The organism is Cellulomonas sp. NPDC057328 (genome assembly GCF_042667215.1).
GTDB lineage: Bacteria > Actinomycetota > Actinomycetes > Actinomycetales > Cellulomonadaceae > Cellulomonas.
Map to the genome: position 1 here is coordinate 32,860 of NZ_JBHUZW010000018.1, position 18,659 is coordinate 51,518.

General features: G+C 77.1%; 15 protein-coding genes and 1 rRNA gene. 3 read left to right on the plus strand and 13 right to left on the minus strand.

The annotated features are described in order from the left end of the window. Positions 1 to 34: 34 nt before the first annotated feature. The 3 genes from ACFUMH_RS05630 (at position 35) to ACFUMH_RS05640 (ending at position 2,967) form a co-directional block, all read left to right on the plus strand. Positions 35 to 982 carry an ABC transporter ATP-binding protein gene (locus tag ACFUMH_RS05630; RefSeq protein ID WP_378201693.1) on the plus strand — a complete coding sequence of 316 codons (948 nt, stop codon included), beginning with the start codon at positions 35 to 37 and terminating at the stop codon, positions 980 to 982. Beyond that, complete coding sequence (locus ACFUMH_RS05635) at positions 979 to 1,764, plus strand: ABC transporter permease (RefSeq protein WP_378201696.1); 786 nt, start codon at positions 979 to 981, stop codon at positions 1,762 to 1,764. The genes ACFUMH_RS05630 and ACFUMH_RS05635 overlap by 4 nt, the downstream gene beginning before the upstream one ends. A gap of 129 nt (positions 1,765 to 1,893) precedes the next feature. After that, positions 1,894 to 2,967 carry a heme A synthase gene (locus ACFUMH_RS05640; RefSeq protein WP_378201699.1) on the plus strand — a complete coding sequence of 358 codons (1,074 nt, stop codon included), beginning with the start codon at positions 1,894 to 1,896 and terminating at the stop codon, positions 2,965 to 2,967. Between the two features lie 125 nt (positions 2,968 to 3,092). Here the strand turns inward: ACFUMH_RS05640 and ACFUMH_RS05645 are convergent, their stop codons facing one another. The 13 genes from ACFUMH_RS05645 to rrf all read right to left on the minus strand — a co-directional run bounded on the left by ACFUMH_RS05645 (position 3,093) and on the right by rrf (position 18,480). Then, positions 3,093 to 3,713 (minus strand): NUDIX domain-containing protein, encoded by a 621-nt coding sequence (locus tag ACFUMH_RS05645; protein WP_378201702.1) that lies wholly within the window; start codon positions 3,711 to 3,713, stop codon positions 3,093 to 3,095. Continuing rightward, the gene (locus ACFUMH_RS05650) at positions 3,710 to 5,377 is read right to left on the minus strand and encodes a CTP synthase (RefSeq protein WP_378201705.1); all 1,668 of its coding nucleotides are present in this window, start codon (positions 5,375 to 5,377) and stop codon (positions 3,710 to 3,712) included. Before ACFUMH_RS05650 ends, ACFUMH_RS05645 begins: the two co-directional genes overlap by 4 nt. 111 nt (positions 5,378 to 5,488) lie before the next feature. Further along, the gene (gene murJ, locus ACFUMH_RS05655) at positions 5,489 to 7,231 is read right to left on the minus strand and encodes a murein biosynthesis integral membrane protein MurJ (RefSeq protein ID WP_378201708.1); all 1,743 of its coding nucleotides are present in this window, start codon (positions 7,229 to 7,231) and stop codon (positions 5,489 to 5,491) included. Continuing rightward, the gene (locus tag ACFUMH_RS05660) at positions 7,228 to 8,139 is read right to left on the minus strand and encodes a hypothetical protein (RefSeq protein WP_378201711.1); all 912 of its coding nucleotides are present in this window, start codon (positions 8,137 to 8,139) and stop codon (positions 7,228 to 7,230) included. Before ACFUMH_RS05660 ends, murJ begins: the two co-directional genes overlap by 4 nt. Continuing rightward, positions 8,136 to 9,182: a copper transporter gene (locus ACFUMH_RS05665; protein ID WP_378201714.1), complete on the minus strand. Its 1,047-nt coding sequence runs from the start codon at positions 9,180 to 9,182 to the stop codon at positions 8,136 to 8,138. Before ACFUMH_RS05665 ends, ACFUMH_RS05660 begins: the two co-directional genes overlap by 4 nt. A 154-nt stretch (positions 9,183 to 9,336) precedes the next feature. Continuing rightward, positions 9,337 to 10,524 (minus strand): putative cytokinetic ring protein SteA, encoded by a 1,188-nt coding sequence (steA, locus tag ACFUMH_RS05670; RefSeq protein WP_378201717.1) that lies wholly within the window; start codon positions 10,522 to 10,524, stop codon positions 9,337 to 9,339. Positions 10,525 to 10,530: 6 nt separating this feature from the next. Continuing rightward, positions 10,531 to 12,267: a DNA repair protein RecN gene (gene recN, locus ACFUMH_RS05675; RefSeq protein ID WP_378201720.1), complete on the minus strand. Its 1,737-nt coding sequence runs from the start codon at positions 12,265 to 12,267 to the stop codon at positions 10,531 to 10,533. Further along, a complete protein-coding gene (locus tag ACFUMH_RS05680) occupies positions 12,264 to 13,127 on the minus strand; it encodes an NAD kinase (RefSeq protein WP_378201722.1) in 864 nt (287 codons plus the stop codon). Before ACFUMH_RS05680 ends, recN begins: the two co-directional genes overlap by 4 nt. Then, a complete protein-coding gene (locus tag ACFUMH_RS05685) occupies positions 13,124 to 14,005 on the minus strand; it encodes a TlyA family RNA methyltransferase (protein ID WP_378201725.1) in 882 nt (293 codons plus the stop codon). Before ACFUMH_RS05685 ends, ACFUMH_RS05680 begins: the two co-directional genes overlap by 4 nt. Next, on the minus strand, positions 14,002 to 14,346 hold the full coding sequence (locus ACFUMH_RS05690) for a hypothetical protein (RefSeq protein ID WP_378201728.1): 345 nt from the start codon (positions 14,344 to 14,346) through the stop codon (positions 14,002 to 14,004). The genes ACFUMH_RS05685 and ACFUMH_RS05690 overlap by 4 nt, the downstream gene beginning before the upstream one ends. A 213-nt stretch (positions 14,347 to 14,559) precedes the next feature. Further along, complete coding sequence (locus ACFUMH_RS05695) at positions 14,560 to 15,573, minus strand: HAD-IIA family hydrolase (protein ID WP_378201731.1); 1,014 nt, start codon at positions 15,571 to 15,573, stop codon at positions 14,560 to 14,562. After that, positions 15,570 to 16,625: a hypothetical protein gene (locus ACFUMH_RS05700; protein ID WP_378201734.1), complete on the minus strand. Its 1,056-nt coding sequence runs from the start codon at positions 16,623 to 16,625 to the stop codon at positions 15,570 to 15,572. Before ACFUMH_RS05700 ends, ACFUMH_RS05695 begins: the two co-directional genes overlap by 4 nt. A gap of 1,738 nt (positions 16,626 to 18,363) precedes the next feature. Then, positions 18,364 to 18,480: ribosomal RNA gene (rrf, locus tag ACFUMH_RS05705) — 5S ribosomal RNA — on the minus strand. Positions 18,481 to 18,659: the final 179 nt, after the last annotated feature.

An 18,659-nucleotide genomic window follows, 5' to 3' on the forward strand; every position in this document is an offset into this window, starting at 1 on the left:
CCCGCGACCGGCCGACGACCTAGACTCGCCCACCGTGCCGCACTCCCCCGCCGTCGAGGTCCGCGGGCTCGTCAAGAGCTACGACGGCCGCACCGTGGTCGACGGCCTCGACCTCACCGCCGAGGCCGGGCGCGTCACCGCGGTCCTCGGACCCAACGGCGCGGGCAAGACCACGACCGTCGAGTGCTGCGAGGGGCTGCGCTCCCCCGACGCCGGCCGCGTGCGCGTGCTCGGCCTCGACCCCGTCGCGGACGGCGCCGCGCTCCGGCCCCGCGTCGGCGTGATGCTGCAGGACGGCGGCCTGCCGTCGGGCGTGCGCGCGCGGGAGGTCCTCGACCACGTGGCACGCATGTACGCCCACCCGGCGAGCACGGACGCGCTCGCCGAGCGGCTGGGCCTCGGCGCGTTCGCCCGGACGACGGTGCGCCGCCTGTCCGGCGGCCAGCGCCAGCGCCTGGCCCTCGCGGTCGCCGTCGTGGGGCGCCCGCGCGTCGTGTTCCTCGACGAGCCGAGCGCCGGGATGGACCCGCAGGCGCGGCTGGCGGTGTGGGAGCTCGTGCGCGAGCTGCGCGACGAGGGCGTGGCCGTGATCCTCACCACGCACCTCATGGAGGAGGCGGAGGACCTCGCGGACCACGTCGTCGTCGTCGACCACGGCCGCGTGCTCGCCGAGGGCACGGTCGCGGACCTGCTGGCCGGTGCGCGCGCGGACGGCGCGCCGGACGACCCGCGGACGACGCTCGTCGTGCGGACCGAGCGGCCCGTCGACGCCGCGGACCTGCACCGGGCGCTCGGCGACGCCCTCGCGGTCGAGCAGCGGTCGGCCACGTCCCTCGCCGTCACCGGTGCCGTCGGGCCCCGGACGCTGGCGGACGTCACGGCGTGGCTGGCGGCGCACGACGTCCTCGCCACGCGCCTCGACCTCGGGCGCCGCACGCTCGAGGACGTCTTCCTCGACCTGACGGGACGGACCCTGCGATGACCGACCCCACGGCCGCAGCCCCGCCGCCGGCGGGCGGCCTCGCGGCTCCCCCGGCGCGTCGCGTGCTCGCGCAGGCCGGGCTGGAGACCCGGACGATCCTGCGCAACGGCGAGCAGCTGCTCGTGACCGTCGTCATCCCGGTGCTGGCGCTGGTCGGCCTCGTGCGGGGCACGTTCGTGGAGATCGACACCGCCGGTGCGTCGCGCGTCGACTTCCTCACCCCCGGGTTGCTCGCGCTCGCCGTGATGACGGCGTCCTTCACGTCGCAGGCGATCGCGACGGCGTTCGACCGCCGCAACGGCGTGCTGCGGCTCATGGCCACGACGCCGCTCGGGCGCGGCGGCCTGCTCGCCGGCAAGGTGCTGGGCGTCCTCGCGGTCGAGCTCGTGCAGGTCGTGCTCATCGGCGCCGTGGCGGCCCTGCTCGGGTGGCGGCCGGACCTCGCCGGCGTCGCGCTCGCGCTCGTCGGGCTCGTGCTCGGCACGGGGGCGTTCACGGCGCTCGCCCTCGTCGTCGCGGGGACGCTGCGGGCCGAGGCCGTGCTCGCGCTCGCGAACCTGCTCCTGCTGGTGCTGGCCCTCGGCGGCGGGGTCGTCGTGCCGGCGGCCGACCTGCCGGCGCCGGTCGCCGCCGTCGCCGCCTGGCTGCCGTCGGGCGCGCTGGGCGACGTCCTGCGGGCGACGCTCCTCGACGGCACGCTGCCGCTCGTGCCGGTGCTGGTGCTCGCGGGCTGGACCGTCGGCCTCGGCGCGCTCGCCGCCCGCGTGTTCCGCTGGCACTGACGTCTCTCCGCTGCGTCCGCCGGTGCCGCGGTGACGGCCGCCGCGGGCCGCGCAGGGGACGCCGGCCGCCGGGTGTGACCCCCGCCTCGCTGTGCCGGTGACGCGCACCGCGACGCCTACCCTGGACGCGTGAGCACGACCTCCGCCACGCCCTCCTCGGCCACGCCTCCCGTCGCCCCGCCGCCGTCCGCGCTCGCGCGCCTGCGCCCGCGCTGGACGGTCCCGGCCGTGGTCGCGAACCTCGCGGCCCAGGTGGTCATCGTCGTCACCGGCGGCGCCGTGCGGCTCACGGGCTCCGGGCTCGGCTGCTCGACGTGGCCGGAGTGCGAGCCCGGGCAGTTCGCGCCGGTGTTCCACGAGGCCATGTCGATCCACACGGCCGTGGAGTTCGGCAACCGCACCCTGACCGGCGTGCTCGTCGTCGTCGCGGCGCTCGTCGCGCTGCTCGCCGGGCTCGACCGCAGCCGCTCGCGGTCGTACCGCGCGTGGGCGTGGGCGCCGATCGTGGGCGTGGCGGTGCAGGCCGTGATCGGCGGCATCACGGTGCTCGTGCACCTGCACCCTGCGGTCGTCGGGTCGCACTTCCTCATCTCGATGGCGCTCGTCGCCGCGTCCGCGTGGCTGCTGGTGCGCACGCGCGAGGGCGACGGCGCGCCGGTGCGCGTCGCGGACCGCACGACGCGCACGCTCGCCACGGTGCTCGGCGCCGTCGGCGCGGTCGTCCTCGTGCTCGGGGTCGTCGTCACGGGGGCGGGGCCGCACTCCGGCGACGAGGAGGTCGGCTACCGGTTCGCCGTCGACCCCTACACCACCGCCCGCGTGCACGCGCTGTCCGTCTGGGCGTTCGTCGCGGTGCTCGCCGTGGTGCTCGTGCGGCTGGCCCGGTCCGGTCGGGCGACCACCGTCCCGACGTACGCGACGACCGACGGCACCCCGCAGCCGGCCCGCGGCACGGCGCCCCTGCCGGCGGGCACCGCCTCCCTCGCCGGCCTCGGCCGCGCGCGGCGCGCCGGGCTCGTGCTGCTCGTCGTCACCCTGGCGCAGGGCGGCATCGGGTACGTCCAGCTCTTCACGGGCCTGCCCGTCGCGCTGGTCAACCTGCACATGCTCGGCGCCGCCGTGCTGACCGCGGCCCTCGCCCTGTTCCTCGGCACGCTGCGGGTGCGCCGTGCCGCGCCGGCGGACGTCACGACGTCCGCCTGAGGGGCCGCCGCAGCGCGCAGCAGGATTCGCCGCACGCACATCGCACGCCGGCACAACGACGGCCGCTCCCCGACGCGGGGAGCGGCCGTCGTGACGTCGTGCCGGTGTCAGCCGTGGGGCGCCCGTCAGCCCTCGGCGCGGACCTCGGTGAGGGTCGACCAGCCGGCTGCGCGCGCGGCCGCCGCGGCGAGCACGCCCGTGACCGTCGTGGGGCAGCGCAGCCGCCCCTCGAGCACGGCCGTGACCGCGTCGTCGAGCGGAACCCACACCGGCACGATGTCGGCCTCCTCCTCGGCGCGCGCGTAGCGGCGCTCGTCCGGCACCGGGCGCAGGTCGCGGGCGAGGAAGATCGTGATCCGCTCGTCGTTGCCGCCGGGGCTGCTGAAGAACTCCGCGAGGCGCCACCAGCGGCCCGCCTCGAGGTCGGCCTCCTCGGCGAGCTCGCGCGCCGCCGCGACGACGCGCTCCTCGCCGGGGACGTCGAGCAGCCCCGCGGGCGGCTCCCACAGCACGTGCCGCACGGGGTGCCGGTACTGCGACTGCAGGAGCACCCGGTCGTCGTCGTCCAGGGCGAGGACGGCGACGGCGCCCGGGTGCGCGACGTACTCCCGCACCGCGGGGCCGTCACCGAGCTCGACCGTGTCCCGCACGACGTCCCAGATACGTCCGGCGAAGACGGTCTCGCGCGCGACGACGTCCCGCTCCTGCGCGACGTCGACGAGCTGCGCCGGGTCGGGCGCGCTCACGCGCCGGCCCGCGCCGCGAGCGCCGCACCGACGAGGCCCGCGAAGAGCGGGTGCGAGCGGGTCGGGCGCGACTTGAACTCGGGGTGCGCCTGCGTCGCGACGTAGTACGGGTGCGTCTCGCGCGGCAGCTCGACGAACTCGACGAGCGACGTGTCGGGCGACACGCCGGAGATGACGAGGCCCGCCTCCTCGAGCTTGTCGCGGTAGGCGTTGTTCACCTCGTACCGGTGCCGGTGCCGCTCCGAGACGTGCTCGCTGCCGTACGCCTCCGCGACGACGGACCCGGGGACGAGCGTCGCGTCGTACGCGCCGAGGCGCATGGTGCCGCCCAGGTCCCCCTGCCCGCCGACGATCGCGAGCTGCTCCTCCATCGTCGCGATCACGGGGTGCGGCGAGTCGGGCTCGAACTCCGTGGACGACGCCTCGTCGAGCCCGACGACGTTCCGCGCGTACTCGATGACCATGCACTGCAGGCCGAGGCAGAGGCCGAGCGTCGGCACCTTCTGCTCGCGCGCCCAGCGCAGCGCGCCGAGCTTGCCCTCGATGCCCCGGACCCCGAACCCGCCGGGCACGAGCACGGCGTCGACGCCGCCGAGCGCCTCCTGCGCGCCCTCGGGCGTCGCGCAGTCGTCGGACGTGACCCAGCGCAGCGTCACCTTGGCGTCGTGGTGGAAGCCGCCGGCGCGCAGCGCCTCGGTGACCGAGAGGTACGCGTCGGGCAGGTCGATGTACTTGCCGACGAGCGCGATCTCGACCTGGTGCGCGGGCTGGTGCACACGCCGCAGCAGGTCCTCCCAGCCGCTCCACTCGACGTCCCGGAACGGCAGGCCGAGGCGTTGCACGACGTACGCGTCGAGGCCCTCGCTGTGCAGCACGCGCGGGATGTCGTAGATGCTCGGGGCGTCCTTGGCGGTGACGACGCCCTGCTGGTCGACGTCGCACATGAGCGCGATCTTGCGCTTCGTCGACTCGGGCACGTCGCGGTCCGCGCGCAGGACGATGGCGTCCGGCTGGATGCCGATGCTGCGCAGCTGGGCCACGGAGTGCTGCGTCGGCTTCGTCTTGAGCTCGCCCGAGGGGCCGATGTACGGCACGAGCGACACGTGCAGGAAGAAGCAGTTGTCACGGCCGAGGTCGTGGCGCACCTGGCGCGCCGCCTCGAGGAACGGCAGGGACTCGATGTCGCCGACCGTGCCGCCGATCTCGGTGATGATCACGTCGACGTCGTCGCCCGCCTGGGAGCGCATGCGCGCCTTGATCTCGTCCGTGATGTGCGGGATGACCTGGACCGTGTCGCCGAGGTACTCGCCGCGGCGCTCCTTGGCGATCACCTGCGAGTACACCTGGCCGGTGGTCACGTTCGCCGAGCCGACGAGGTCGACGTCGAGGAAGCGCTCGTAGTGGCCGACGTCGAGGTCTGTCTCGGCGCCGTCCTCGGTGACGAAGACCTCGCCGTGCTGGAACGGGTTCATCGTGCCCGGGTCCACGTTGATGTACGGGTCGAGCTTCTGCATCGTGACCCGCAGGCCGCGCGAGCGGAGGAGGCGGCCGAGGCTGCTCGCCGTCAGGCCCTTGCCGAGGGAGGACGCCACGCCCCCGGTGACGAAGATGTGCCGGGTCGAGATGTCCGACCGCCCGGAGAGTCGGTACGCGCGCTCTGTCACGGGCTTCCACCCTACCGGACGCGGGGCGCGCCGCCGCAGACCGCGCCGCGCGCCGGACGTGTCCCCGCGCACCCCCGCCCGTCCGCACCGCCGGCGCGACGTGGCCCGAGGTCACCGGTCGCGCGTGCCCCGTCCCTCGTCGCGGGTGTCGCCCGCCGCCGCGTCGCCCGCGCGCGGGTCGACCACGACGGCCTCGTCGACGCCCGGCACCGGCACCGCGACGGCCGGGGCCGCGGTGGACGCACGCTCGGCCCTCAGCACGTCGGTGACCGTGCCACGGTCCAGCAGTGCGACGGCCGCGGCCACGACGACCGCGGCGAGCACCGCACCACCGGCGGCGCCGCCGACCGCGGACCACGCGCCGTCGCCCGCGAGGAGCAGGACGGAGTCGGCGACCCAGCGCCCGGCGGCCGCGCCCACCGCACCGGCCAGCAGGGCCACCACGGAGGTGCGCACCAGGCCGGTCAGCGCACCGGGGCCGGCCGCCCTGCGCAGCGCCACCAGCGCCGCCACGGCCCCGGCCGTCATGCCGAGCGTCGTCGCGGCGCCCACCGCGGCCAGCACGTGCTCGCTGCCCAGTGCGACGACCACGACGAGCACGACCGCGGCCAGCGAGACGGTGCACCAGCCGACGACGTTCGCCACGACGGCCGCCCGGGAGCGCTCGAGCGCGTACAGGCAGCGCGAGACGTGGAACAGCACCCCCACGCCCACCACGCCGGGGGCCATGGGCACCAGCGCCGAGGTGAGCCCCTCCGCCACACCGGGGTTCTCGGCGAGAGAGGCGAACACCTGCGCCACCGCGGGACCTCCCGCGAGGACCGCCGCACCGCCGAGGACGCCCGCCACCAGCACGCCGCGCGTCGTGACCGCGGCCAACCGGGCGAAGGCGTCCCGCTGGGCGGCCGCGGCGTGCGCGGCCACCCGCGGGAACGTCGAGGTGGCCAGCGGCACGACCAGCACCGCGTACGGCAGCAGGTACACCTGCTGCGCGAAGACGAAGGCCGTGTAGCCCTCACCACCGCCCGGCGCGTAGCCGAGCACCAGCCGCAGGACGAGGAAGACGGCGACCTGCTGCGCCGCGACGGACCCGATCCCGGCCAGCGCCAGGGCGCGGAAGCGCCCGCCGGCGTCCCCGCCGAACCGCAGCGTCGGGCGCAGCCGCACCCCGAGCCGGTGCACCGGCACGAGCATCGGCAGGCACATCGCCGCCACCCCCGCGGTGGTGCCCCACGCCAGCACCTCGAGCGCTCCCGCCGCGAGCGCCGCGGGGTCGTCCGTCTCGCCCTGGGCCAGCGCCCCGTAGCCGACGTACGCGGCGATCACCACGAGCGTGTTGAGCACCGGCGCGAACGCGGGCCAGAAGAAGCGCCGGTGCGCCTGCAGCACCCCGTACAGCAGCACGGCGAGCCCGTACAACGGCACCTGCACGGCGAACACGAGGGTGAAGAAGCGGATGAGGGCGACGGACGTCGCGTCGGGCCCGCCGAGGAACGCGGCGAGCGGCTCGGCGAACGCCGCGAGCAGCACGCCGAGCGGCACGAGGACGAGGAGCGTCCAGCCGAGCGCGGCCGACGCGATCCGGTCGACGCCCGCCCGGTCCGCCCGTGCGAGCGGCGCGGCCAGCATGGGCACGACCGCGCCGGCGAGCGCGCCGCCCGCGGCCGTCTCGAAGAGGATGTTCGGCAGCGTGTTGGCGGCCGTGTAGGCGTCGCCGACCCGGTCGGCGCCGACCGTGTCGGCGAGCACGAGAAACCGGCCGAGCCCCAGCACGCGCGAGAGCAGCGTGACGACGGTGATCATCGCCGCCGCACCGAGGAGCCCGTGGACGGCGCGGCGCGCGCCCGGGCTCATGCGCCTGCGGTGCCCGGCCGTGCGGCGTCGGCGCCCGGCGTCGGGCGCGCACCCGAGGCCACCGCGGGGCGACGGCCCAACCGGTCGAGCTCGCGCAGCACCGGCGTGCGCTCGATGACGCGCGTGAAGCTGATGCGCTCGCTCGCGACCGTGAGCGCGACCACCGCGGCGAGCGCGGCGAGGCGCACCGGCCGCGGCGCGCCGAGGACCAGCGCCGTGCCGAGCGCCGCGCCGACCGCGTTCGCACCGCCGTCGCCGAGCATGTCGGACTCGGCGAGGTCCTGCTCCACGGCTGCGCCGCCGGCACCGAGGACCGCGGCGGCGACGCCCCCGCCCGCGCCCGTCAGCGCGAGCGGCGCGGCCACCAGGCCCGCCGCCTTCAGCGCGCGCCCCGGCCGCAGGTCGAGGAGGTTGACCAGGTTCGCCGTGCCGGCGACGAGGGCGCCCGAGGCGAGCGTGTCGGCCGCGCGCGCGACGGGGTGCGCGGCGTGCCCGCCCGCCGGTCGCGCGACCGCCGCCGCGGCGAGGGCGGTGGCGCCGATGCCCAGCACCTTGAGACCACCGGTCGTCAGGCGCCCGTGCGCGAGCGCGCCGAGGTGCCCGCGCAGCCCCTTGGTGCGCGTGGTGGTGTCCTCCCGCAGGTCGTCGACGAGGCCGAAGCCCGCCGCCCCGGCGACGGCGACCCCGGCCGCCAGCGCGCCGCGCGCCGAGGGGGCGCCGACGAGGGCGCCCGCCAGCAGCCCCGCCCCGACGGCGGGCCCCTCGAGCATGCTCACGGGCTCGCCGCGGTGGTTCGTGCGGGTCCACGCGGCCGGTCCCCCGGGCGGGCTCGTGTCGAGCACGCCGCGGACGACGGCCGTCGTCAGGGCCGCGACGGCGGCGGCCGCGAGCCGACGACCCGCGGTCATCCCTCGCCCTCCGCGCCGGCGTCACCGGCGTCCCCGTCGGCCGCGGGCGCGTCGGGCGTGGTCGGCGTGCGGTCGACGGGCGGCAGCTGCACCGCCGGGGGCAGCGGCTCGAGGTCGTCGCCGTAGCCGTAGTGGCCGTTCTCCCCCGCGATGCGGGCGGCCAGCGCGAGCGGCACGACGACCTGCCCCGTCACGTCCTCCGTGCGGGACACGGTGGTGACGCGCTCGGCGCGGTCGGCGTCGCCGAGGACCGCCGACGTCAGCGACTCGGGGGTGCGGCGGCCGTCGGCGAGCACGGCACCGGCGGACAGGCGCTGGGCGGCGTCCAGCACCGCGAGCTCGGCCTCCTGCGTCGTCGCGCCGGCGTCCGCGCTGGGCGACGGCTCCGGGTCCTGCGCGGGCGGCGCGGCGACGACCACGACGGCGTCGGCCGGTGCGGTCACGTCGCCGGCGACCGACAGCAGGGGGTTGTCCCCCGACGACAGCAGCTCGAGGAGCGTCGCCGCGTTCTCGGACACGGTGTCGGGCGCGGCACCGTCCGCGCCGACGAGGCCCTGCACGAGCGCGTCGGCGAGCTCGGCCTCGGTGCCGGCGTCCGCCGGCGGCGCCGTCTCGAGGTACGACACGAGCGTGCCCGCCAGCGCCTGACGGTAGGTCCGCAGGCCGGGGTCGGTCCACGCGTCGGTGAGCGTGACGGTCGCGGAGACGGACGCGCCGGCCTGGCCGAGGCGCTCGCCGATCGCCGTCACCTGCTCCTCGGGCACCTCGTCGAGCAGGACGAGCGCGACGCGACGGTCGGTGAGCGCGCCGGCCAGCATGCGCTGGCCCGCGGCGGACACGACCGCCTCGGCCGCGGCCTCGTCGGTCCCGGCCTCGTCGAGCTGGGCACGCAGGTCCTCCTTCTCCGCGCGCAGCTGCTCCACCTGGCCGGTGAGGGTGTCGCCGATCGTCTCCTTGAGCGGCCCGGCGCCGAGGGCGATGCCGACGGCCAGCGCGAGGAAGACGGAGATCAGGGAGACGATGTGGTACCGGAAGTCGATCACAGGGTGAGCTCTCGGTCGGTGGCGCCGGGGTGTGCGGCGCGGGGGGCGGGGGGCGTCGGGTGGCGGCGCGCGGACGCCGCGGCCGTGCGGCCGGCGGGTGCGGTGCGCGCGGGGCGTCGCGCGGGCGGACGCGCGGCGGGCCGGCCGGCCGGGGTCACGGCGACCCGCCGACGAGCGAGCCGAACCATGACACGACGTCGTCGAGGCGCGCTCCCAGCAGGCCGATGAGCGTCTGACCGGCGGCCGTGGAGGCCAGCGCGACGCCCAGGGCGAGCAGGCCGGCGAGCACGAGCAGCGTCAGCTGCACGTTGGAGATGCGGTGCTGGTAGAGCCGCGAGACGCCCTTGGCGTCGACGAGCTTGCCGCCCACGCGCAGGCGCGTGAGGAACGTGCTCGCCATGCCGGCGCGGCCCTTGTCGAGGAACTCGACGAGCGTGGCGTGCGTGCCGACCGCGACGATGAGCTCCGCGCCCTTGTCGTCGGCCAGCAGCATCGCGACGTCCTCGCTCGTGCCCGTCGCCGGGAACACGACGTGCGGGACGCCGAGCTGCTCGACGCGTGCGAGGCCCGGCGCCCGGCCGTCGCGGTACGCGTGCACGACGATCTCCGCGCCGCACTGCAGGGAGCGGTCGGACACGGAGTCCATGTCGCCGACGATCATGTCCGGGCGCCAGCCCGCCTCGAGGATCGCGTCCGCGCCGCCGTCCACCCCGATGAGCACCGGGCGGTACTCGCGGATGTAGGACCGCAGCGTGACGAGGTCCTCCTTGTAGTGGTACCCGCGCACGACGATGAGCACCTGACGGCCCTCGAGGCGCGTGTCGATGTCCGGCACACCGACGCCGTCGAGCAGCAGGTCCCGCTCCCGCCGCAGGTAGTCCATCGTGTTGGCGGCGAAGGACTCGAGCTGCACGGAGAGCCCGGCGCGCGCCTCCTCCATCGTCGCCGCGACGGACTCGGGCGTCTGGACGACGCCCTCGGCGACGAGCGTCTCGCCGTCGAGGACGGCTCCCTCGACGACGCGCAGCGTGTGCCCTTCGGTCACGGCCATGACGTCCGCGCCCAGGTCGTCCACGAGCGGGATGCCCGCTGACACGAGGATCTCGGGCCCGAGGTTGGGGTACCGCCCCGACGTCGACGGGGACGCGTTGAGGACCGCGGCGGGCTGGCAGCGCACGAGCGCCTCGGCCGAGACGCGGTCGAGGTCGAGGTGGTCGATCACCGCGACGTCGCCGGGCCGCAGCCGCTTGGTCAGGGACTTCGTACGACGGTCGACGCGTGCCGGCCCGACCACCTCACCGGTGTCGGGCTCGCTCGTACGCCTGCGCAGGGAGACTCTCATCGTGGGTCATCGTCCCACGGACTGGGCCAGCAGCTCCGCCGCGTGCGCGCGCGCCGTCTCCGAGTCGTCCTGCCCGGACAGCATGCGGGCGAGCTCGCGCACGCGGTCCTCGTCCTCGACGGTGCGCACGTCGGACTCCGTCACGACGTCGACGCCGTCCGCGACCGACTTGGTGACGACGAGGTGCTGGTCGGCGAACGCCGCGACCTGCGCCAGGTGCGTCACGACGAGGACCTGGGTACCCGTCGCGAGCCGCGCCAGCCGGCGCCCGACCTCGGTCGCCGCGCGCCCTCCGACGCCGGCGTCGACCTCGTCGAACACGAACGTGCCGGGCGTCGCCGCGCCGGAGCCCTCCGCCGTCGCCAGGGCCACCTCGAGCGCGAGCATGACGCGCGAGAGCTCGCCGCCGGAGGCGCCCTTGCCGAGGGGCCGCGCCGGCGCGCCGGCGTGCGGCACGAGCAGCATCTCCACCGCGTCCGCGCCGTGGGCGGCGGGCTCGTCGGCCGGCCGGACGTCGACGACGAGGCGCGCCCCGGCCATCGCGAGGCCCGCCAGCTCCTCGCTGACGGCGTCCGCGAGCCGGCCCGCCGCGTCGGTGCGAGCCGCCGTGAGCGTCGCCCGCAGGTCGCGCAGGTCCGCGTCGAGCGCCTCCCGGCGCTCGGTCAGCACGGCGATCCGCTCCTCACCGCCCTCGAGGTCCAGCAGCCGCGTGGACGACTCCTCCGCCCACCGCAGGACCGCGGCGACGTCCTCGCCGTACGAGCGCGTGAGGCCGGCGAGCTCGGCGCGTCGCCGCTGCACGGCGTCGAGCCGCGCGGGGTCCGCCTGGAGGTCCTGCACGTACGCCGCGAGGTCCGCGGCCACGTCCGCGAGCAGGTAGCCGGCCTCGGCGACGCGCGTCGCGAGCCCCGCGAGGGCGGGGTCGTGGGCACCGACCTGCTCGAGGCGGCGTCGGGCGTCCTCCACGAGGAGCGTCGCCGCCGCCGTCTCACCGGCGGTGTCGTCGTCGCCGACCAGGGCGACGTGGGCGCCCGCCGCCGCGGCACGCAGGTCCTCGGCGTTGCCGAGCCGCTCGGCCTCGGCCGCGAGGTCCGCGTCCTCCCCCGGCTGCGGCGCGACGCGCTCGACCTCCGCCAGGCCCAGCCGGAGCAGCTCCGCCTCGCGGGCGCGCTCCTGGGCGCGCGCGACGAGGTCGTCCAGCTCCGCCTGCACGCGCGCGCGCTCGGCCCAGGCCGTGCGGTGCCGGGCCAGCACGGCGGCGTGCTCGGCGCCGGCGAACGCGTCGAGGGCCGCCCGCTGGCGCGCGGGCGAGCGCAGGCGGACCTGGTCCGCCTGGCCGTGCACGGTCACGAGCTCCTCGGCGATCTCCGCCAGCACGCCCTGCGGCACGGAGCGCCCCCCGAGGTGGGCGCGCGAGCGGCCCGCGGCGCCGTCGGTGCTCGCGGTGACCGTGCGGAGCACGACGAGGCTGCCGTCGTCGTCGGCCTCGGCGCCCGCCTCGCGGGCACGCTCGAGCGCGGGGGACGACGTGGGCAGCACGACACGGCCCTCGACCGCGGCGGCGCGGGCGCCCGTGCGGACCGTCGCCGGGTCGGCGCGGCCGCCCAGCAGCAGCGACAGCGCCGTGAGCACCATCGTCTTGCCGGCGCCCGTCTCACCCGTCAGCACCGTCAGCCCCGGCCCGAGCCGCACGTGCGCGCGGCCGATGACGCCGAGGTCGTCGATCCGGATCTCCTCGATCACCGTGCACCGTCCTCGCGGGCTCCCCGCCAGCCGACGACCGGCAGGTCGAACTTCTGCACCAGCCGTGTCGTGAACGGCGCCGGGTTGAGGCGCGCGAACCGCACGGGCGTGTCGCTGACGCGGACCTCGAGACGGGCGCCCCGGTCCAGCTCGAGCTGGCGGCGCCCGTCGCACGTCACGACGGCCGTCGACGACGAGCGCTCGATCAGCTCGATCGCGAGCACGCTGCGCGGGCCGAGCACCAGCGGGCGCGCGAACAGCGAGTGCGCCGCGAGCGGCACCAGCACCGTCCCGACGACGTCCGGCCACAGCACCGGACCGCCGGCCGAGAACGCGTGCGCGGTCGAGCCTGTCGCCGTCGCCGCGACGAGGCCGTCGCAGCCGAACGCCGACAGCGGCCGGCCGTCCACCTCGACGACGACCTCGATCATGCGCGCCGGGTCGGTCTTCTCCAGCGCCGCCTCGTTGAGCGCCCAGCCCGACTCGGTGCGGCCGTCGGCGTGCACGACCCGCACGTCCAGCGTCGCCCGCTCCTCGATGTCGTGGTCCCCCGACGTCAGCCGCGCGACCGCGGTGTCCACGTCGTCGGGCTCGATCTCGGCGAGGAACCCGACGTGCCCGAGGTTGACCCCGAGCAGCGGCACGTCCGTCCCGCGGGTCAGCTCCGCCGCGCGCAGGATCGTGCCGTCCCCGCCGAGCACGACCGCGAGCTCGAACGGCGGCAGGTCCGCCGGCGTGTCGTCCTCCGACGCGGCGACGGCCTCGACGCCCGCACGCTGCAGTGCACGCAGCACGTCGTCCGCGGCCGTCAGCGCCTCGGGCCGCCCGCTGTGGCGGACGACCAGCGCACGCCGCGTCACCGGGCGACCCCGGCCCGCGTCCCGGCGGACCCGCGGGTACCGCCGGCCGCACCGTCGCCCGCCGCGTCGACCGCCGCGTCGACGAGCGCCGTCACGGCCGCGTCCTCCTGCGGCCCCGCGCCCTCGCCCGGCGCGACGAGGCGCAGCACGAACTCGACGTTGCCGTGGGTGCCCGGCAGGGTGCTCGGCCGCACGTCGACGACGCGGGCGCCCAGCCCGCGGGCGGTCGTGCACACGTCCAGGACGGCGGCACGCCACAGGGCGGGGTCGCGCACCACGCCGTTCGCCCCGAGCCGGTCGCGCCCGACCTCGAACTGCGGCTTCACGAGCAGCACGAGGTCCGCAGAGGGCGCCGCGACCGCCAGGAGGGGCGCCAGCACGAGACGCAGGGAGATGAAGGACAGGTCGCCGACGACCAGCGTCGGCGCCGGCACGACGTCACCGGCGCGCAGGTCACGGACGTTCACGCCCTCGCGGACCTCGACGCGCGCGTCCGCGCGCAGCGCCGGCACGATCTGGTCGTGGCCGACGTCGACCGCCACCACGTGCCCGGCCCCGCGTCGCAGCAGGACGTCCGTGAACCCGCCGGTGCTCGCGCCCGCGTCGAGGCACGTCCGCCCCCGCACGTCGAGGTCCGGCCACGCGGCGAGGGCGTCGGCCAGCTTGCGGGCCGCGCGCGACGCCCAGCCCGGGTCCGCGGGGTCGTCCGTCACGGCGACGTCGTCGGTGGCGTCGACCGCCGTCGCCGGCCGGCGGGCGGGGACGCCGTCGACGCGCACGCGGCCGTCCACGACGAGCCGGGCGGCCTGGGTGCGCGACCGGGCGAGCCCGCGGCGGACGAGCTCGGCGTCGAGGCGCGCCGTCATCGTCGCGGTCATCCCTCGGCGTCCGCGAGGCGGTCCTGGAGCGCGCCGTGCACCGCCTCGAACGCCGTCAGCTGCGCACGCAGGTCGAGCTCCGCCACGTCCCGCAGCCGGCCGAGCGCCTCGTCGACCGCGGCGTCGCCCGTCGCCGTCGCGTCGTCGGACGCGGGGGCCGGTCGGACGTCGGCGGGCGTCGGGGCGACCGGAGGCCCGGGGACCGGGGCGGTGCGGGTGCCGTGCGCGGGGACGCCCTGCGTGGTGGCGGCGTGCGTGGTGGCGGCGTGCGTGGTGGCGGCGTGCGCCAGGGCGGCCGGTGAGGGGACGGCCGACGACGCGCCGGGCGTGCTGTCGCTCATGTGCGGTCCTTCCCTTCGTCGACGGGTCGCGGCGGCCGGCGTGGCCGCGCGTCGCCCGGCACCCGTCAGGCCGCGGGTGCCGGCGGACGTGCCGCGCCCGACGCGCGGGCGCGCCGGGCGTCCCCACGCTACCCGGCGACCGTCCGCGACGGCGGGCACGACCCACAGGAGGGCGCGTGCCCGCCACCGCGGGTCGGGGGCGCGACGGGTACGTCAGAGCTCGGGCACGCTCGACGGGTCGAGCGGGAGACCGCGGTCCGCGGTGTCCCATGCGGCGGCGCAGGCCGCACGCACGAGGTCCAGACGGCCGTCCGCGCCCGGCGCCGGACGCAGCTCGAGCGCGGCCGCCGTGACGCGCGCCGCCGCGCCGCGGCACACCCACCAGCCGTCCTCCGGCGCGGGCGCCGGGTGCGGCTCGAGCAGCGACAGCAGGTCGGCGCCGATGAAGTGCGGGCGCTCCCCCGGCAGGGCCAGGACGTCGTCGCGCGCGCTGCTCACCCCGGTGAGGACGTGCAGCCCGGGGATGTCCCCGGAACGCGCGCCCGCCAGGTCGGTGTCGAGCCGGTCGCCGATCACCAGCGGCGCACGCGCGCCGGCGCGTTCCACGGCCAGGCGGTACATCGTCGGCGACGGCTTGCCCGCGCTCGCCGGCTCGACGCCCGTCGCCGCGCGCACCGCGCCCACGAGCGACCCGTTGCCCGGCGCGAAGCCGCGTGCCGTCGGCAGGCTCAGGTCGAGGTTCGACGCGACGTGCCACGCGCCGCGCTGCACGGCGTACGCCGCCTCGGCGAGCTGCGCCCAGCCGAGCTCGGGCGCGAAGCCCTGCACGACCGCCACCGGCTCCTCGTCCGCCGACGTCACGACCTCGTAGCCCTTCGCGCGCACCGCCGTCAGCAGGCCGGCACCGCCGACCACGAGGACCCGCGCCCCGGCGGGCACGCGCGTCACCAGCAGCTCCGCGGCCGCCTGCGCAGCCGTCATCACCTCGTGCGGCTGCGTGGGGATGCCGAGGCCGACGAGCTGGTCCGCGACCTGCTCGGGCTCGCGCGAGGCGTTGTTCGTGACGAACACGAGCCGCATGCCGGCGCCCCGGGCCCCCTCGAGCCCTTGCGCGGCACCGTCGATCGGCTCGTGCCCGCGGTACGCCACGCCGTCGAGGTCGACGAGCGCGAGGTCGTAGCGCGCCGCGAGCGGCTCCTGCGACGCCAGCAGTCCTGCACCCGTCACCGTGCCTCCTCGTCGTCCGCGAGCTCGCCGCCCGTCGTGCCGGCGCCCGGCGCCTCGCCGTCGTCCGCCGTGTCGTCCGTGGCCGCTGCTCCTGCAGCGGCCGCCTCGTCGGTGGCCCCCGCGCCGCTCGCGGCCTCGTCGGTCACGCCCTCCGCAGCGGACGTCTCCTCGACGTCGGGGTCGTCGACCTCCGCCGGCTCGTCCTCGTCCTCGTCGTCCTCGTCGTCCTCGTCGTCCTCGTCGTCAGCGTCGGCGTCGTCCGCTCGAGCGGCGTCGTCCGAGGCGGCGTCGTCCACCTCCGCGGTGCCGACCTCCTCGGCGTCGGCGACCTCGGCGGGCTCCTCAGGTGCGTCGGCCGTCTCAAGTGCGTCGTCCTCGAGGTCGTACACGAGGACCTCCTCGTCGACCTCCACGAGCCCGGCCGCCTCCTCGAGCTCGCGCTCGGAGTACGGCGCGAGCTCCGCCTCCGCGTCGGCGTGCCGTCCGGCGGCCTCGAGGGCGGCAGCGCGCGCCTGGGCGACGCGGACGGCGAGCACACCGCTCGCACCGCGCACGAGGTCGGTGGCCAGCGCCGCGACCGCGGCCTCGGCCTGCCCCATGTCGAGGCGTGCCCCGCTGACGACCATCGCGAGCTCCACCCGCGTGGCCGCCGGGAGCGCCTCGGCCTCCGGCTCGTTGGCGAGCGCGATCGCACGCTCGGGCCGCCCGAGCCCACGCTCGGCGTCGGCCATCACCGCGAGGTGCTCGGACGAGCCGTTGAGGCGCCGCACCGTGCGCAGCTCGCGCAGCGCCTCCGCGTAGCGGCCGGTCCGGTAGGCGGCCAGCCCCGCAGCCTCGCGCACCACGTCGACCCGCCCCGCGCGGCGCACCGCCGCCGCGGCGTGCTCGTACGCACGCTCGGGGTCGACGTCGAGCAGCCGCCCCACCATGACGAGGTGTCGCCCGACACGCTCGGCGTTGTCCTTGCTCAGGGTCCGCAGCGGCCCGCGTGCCTCGCGGTCCAGCTGCGCGAACGTCACGTCCTCGGGGATCTCCGGCTCCGGGACGCGCACGCGGTCCGGCTCGTGCCGGTCGGCCGAGCGCGGCGCGCGGTCGCCCCCGGCCACCCGCGGGTGGCCGGTCGGACGGCCGCCCTCGGTGCGGCGGTCACCCGAGCGTGCGCCGCCGTCCGGACGGCCCGCGCCGCGCTCGCCCGACGAACGGCCGGTCGGGCGGTCGCCGGACCGCGCGGCGCCGTGGCGCTCGCCGGCCGCCGGCCCACCGCGCCGCTCGGCGTCGTGGCGCCCCGTCGTCCCGCGCGCATCCGCACGCCCCGCCGAGGGACGGTCCCCGTAGGAGCGGTCCCCGTAGGAGCGATCCCCGGAGGGCCGCTCACCGTACGACCGCTCGCCACCTCGACGGGGCCCCGCACCGGCGTCACCGCGTCGTGCGTCGAACCCCCGCGTCGGCCGCTCGTCATGGCGGCCCGCGCCGCGCCGGTCGTCCGGACGCTGCTCGCGACGCGGCGCCTGGCCGCGCTCGTCGGGTGCGCCCCACGACGGACGGTCGGCGGAGCGGTCGCGGCCGGCACGGTCGTCGCTCCGGCGCGGCGCTCCCGGCCGGCGCTCGCCACCCGGGCCGCGCTCGTCGCGAGCGGCGCCGCCGATACCGCGGTCCTCCCTGGGACGAGCCGGACGATCGGCGGACCGGTCACCCCAGCTGCCGCGCGCGCCCCTGTCGTCCCGCGCGGGACGACCGGCGCCTCGGGCGTCGTCACGGCCGGGCCCCGACCATCCACCCGAGGAGCGCGGCGCACCCGCACGGTCGGTGGGACGACCACCGGACGCACCCCACCGAGGCGCCTGCTCACGGCGCTGCGACGGCCCACCGGCGTCCGCGCCCCATGTCCGTGCAGGGCGCGCTCCACGGCTCTCGCGCTGCTCGCGGTCACCGGCACCAGCCCGGTCGTCGCGTCGGCCGGCACGGTCGTCCGGTCGGTCCCAGGGCCGGCCGGTGCCGCCGGCACCGCGGCCGCGATCCGGCGACGCGCTCGGCGACCACGGTCGCCCGGCGCTCCGCGGCGCGCCGCGCCGGTCGTCGTCCCGGCCGGCGGACGACCAGGAACCGCGCTGCCCCCGCGGGTCCTCACGGCGCTCGCCACCCTGCGCTCCGCGGTACCCGCCCGCGTCGCGTCCCGCACCGGGGCGCGACGACCCGGCAGGACGAGCGTCGCCGTCCCGGCGCTGCCACGTCGACCGACCGGCACCCGGCGCGCGGTCGTCGCGGCCGCCGGCGGACGTGCGCGGACGTCCCGTGCCGCCCGTCGACCCTGCACCGAAGGGACGCCCACCGGAGCTCCCAGCGCGGCCGCCACGCGGGCGCTCGTCGCGCGGTCCTGCGCTTCGGCCCTCGTACGCGCCGCGGCGGTCGTCACCGCCGTACCCACCGCGCGCGTCGCGCGCGCCACCGGCACCTCGGGAGCCGCCGCGGGCGTCCCCTGAAGCACCGCTGCCACCGCTCCACGGGCGGGCCGATCCGCCGCCCTGTCGATCCTGGCGGGGGCGTCGCTCGTCCGAGCCGTCGCTGTTCATGGTGTAACTCCTCGTCGTACGTCGACGCCCATGGTCTCATCACCGCGGACAGCGGGTGGGCGGTGCTGCGCCGCAGGGTGCGCGCGCGGCTGGAGCTCTGGACGAAGCGGCGGTCCTCCTCGCCTCGGCGTCGTCCGGGAAATGCATGAAAATGTCTTAGAACTAGCGCGTGAACGCACGAAGGCCCACCCGTTGTCGGGTGGGCCTTCGTGGAATGGTTGTCCGGCGGCGTCCTACTCTCCCACACCCTGGCGAGTGCAGTACCATCGGCGCTGAAGGGCTTAGCTTCCGGGTTCGGAATGGGACCGGGCGTTTCCCCTTCGCTATGACCGCCGTAACACTGTCGAGATTGTCAATCAGGCATGGTGGCCCGTTGGTTTCTCGGGAACCGCACAGTGGACGCGTAGCAAAGAATGATGTGAGTCAAGTTGTCGGCTTATTAGTACCGGTCAGCTGCGGCAGTCTTTCGTCCTGCCTTCCACATCCGGCCTATCTACCCAGTGGTCTAGCTGGGAG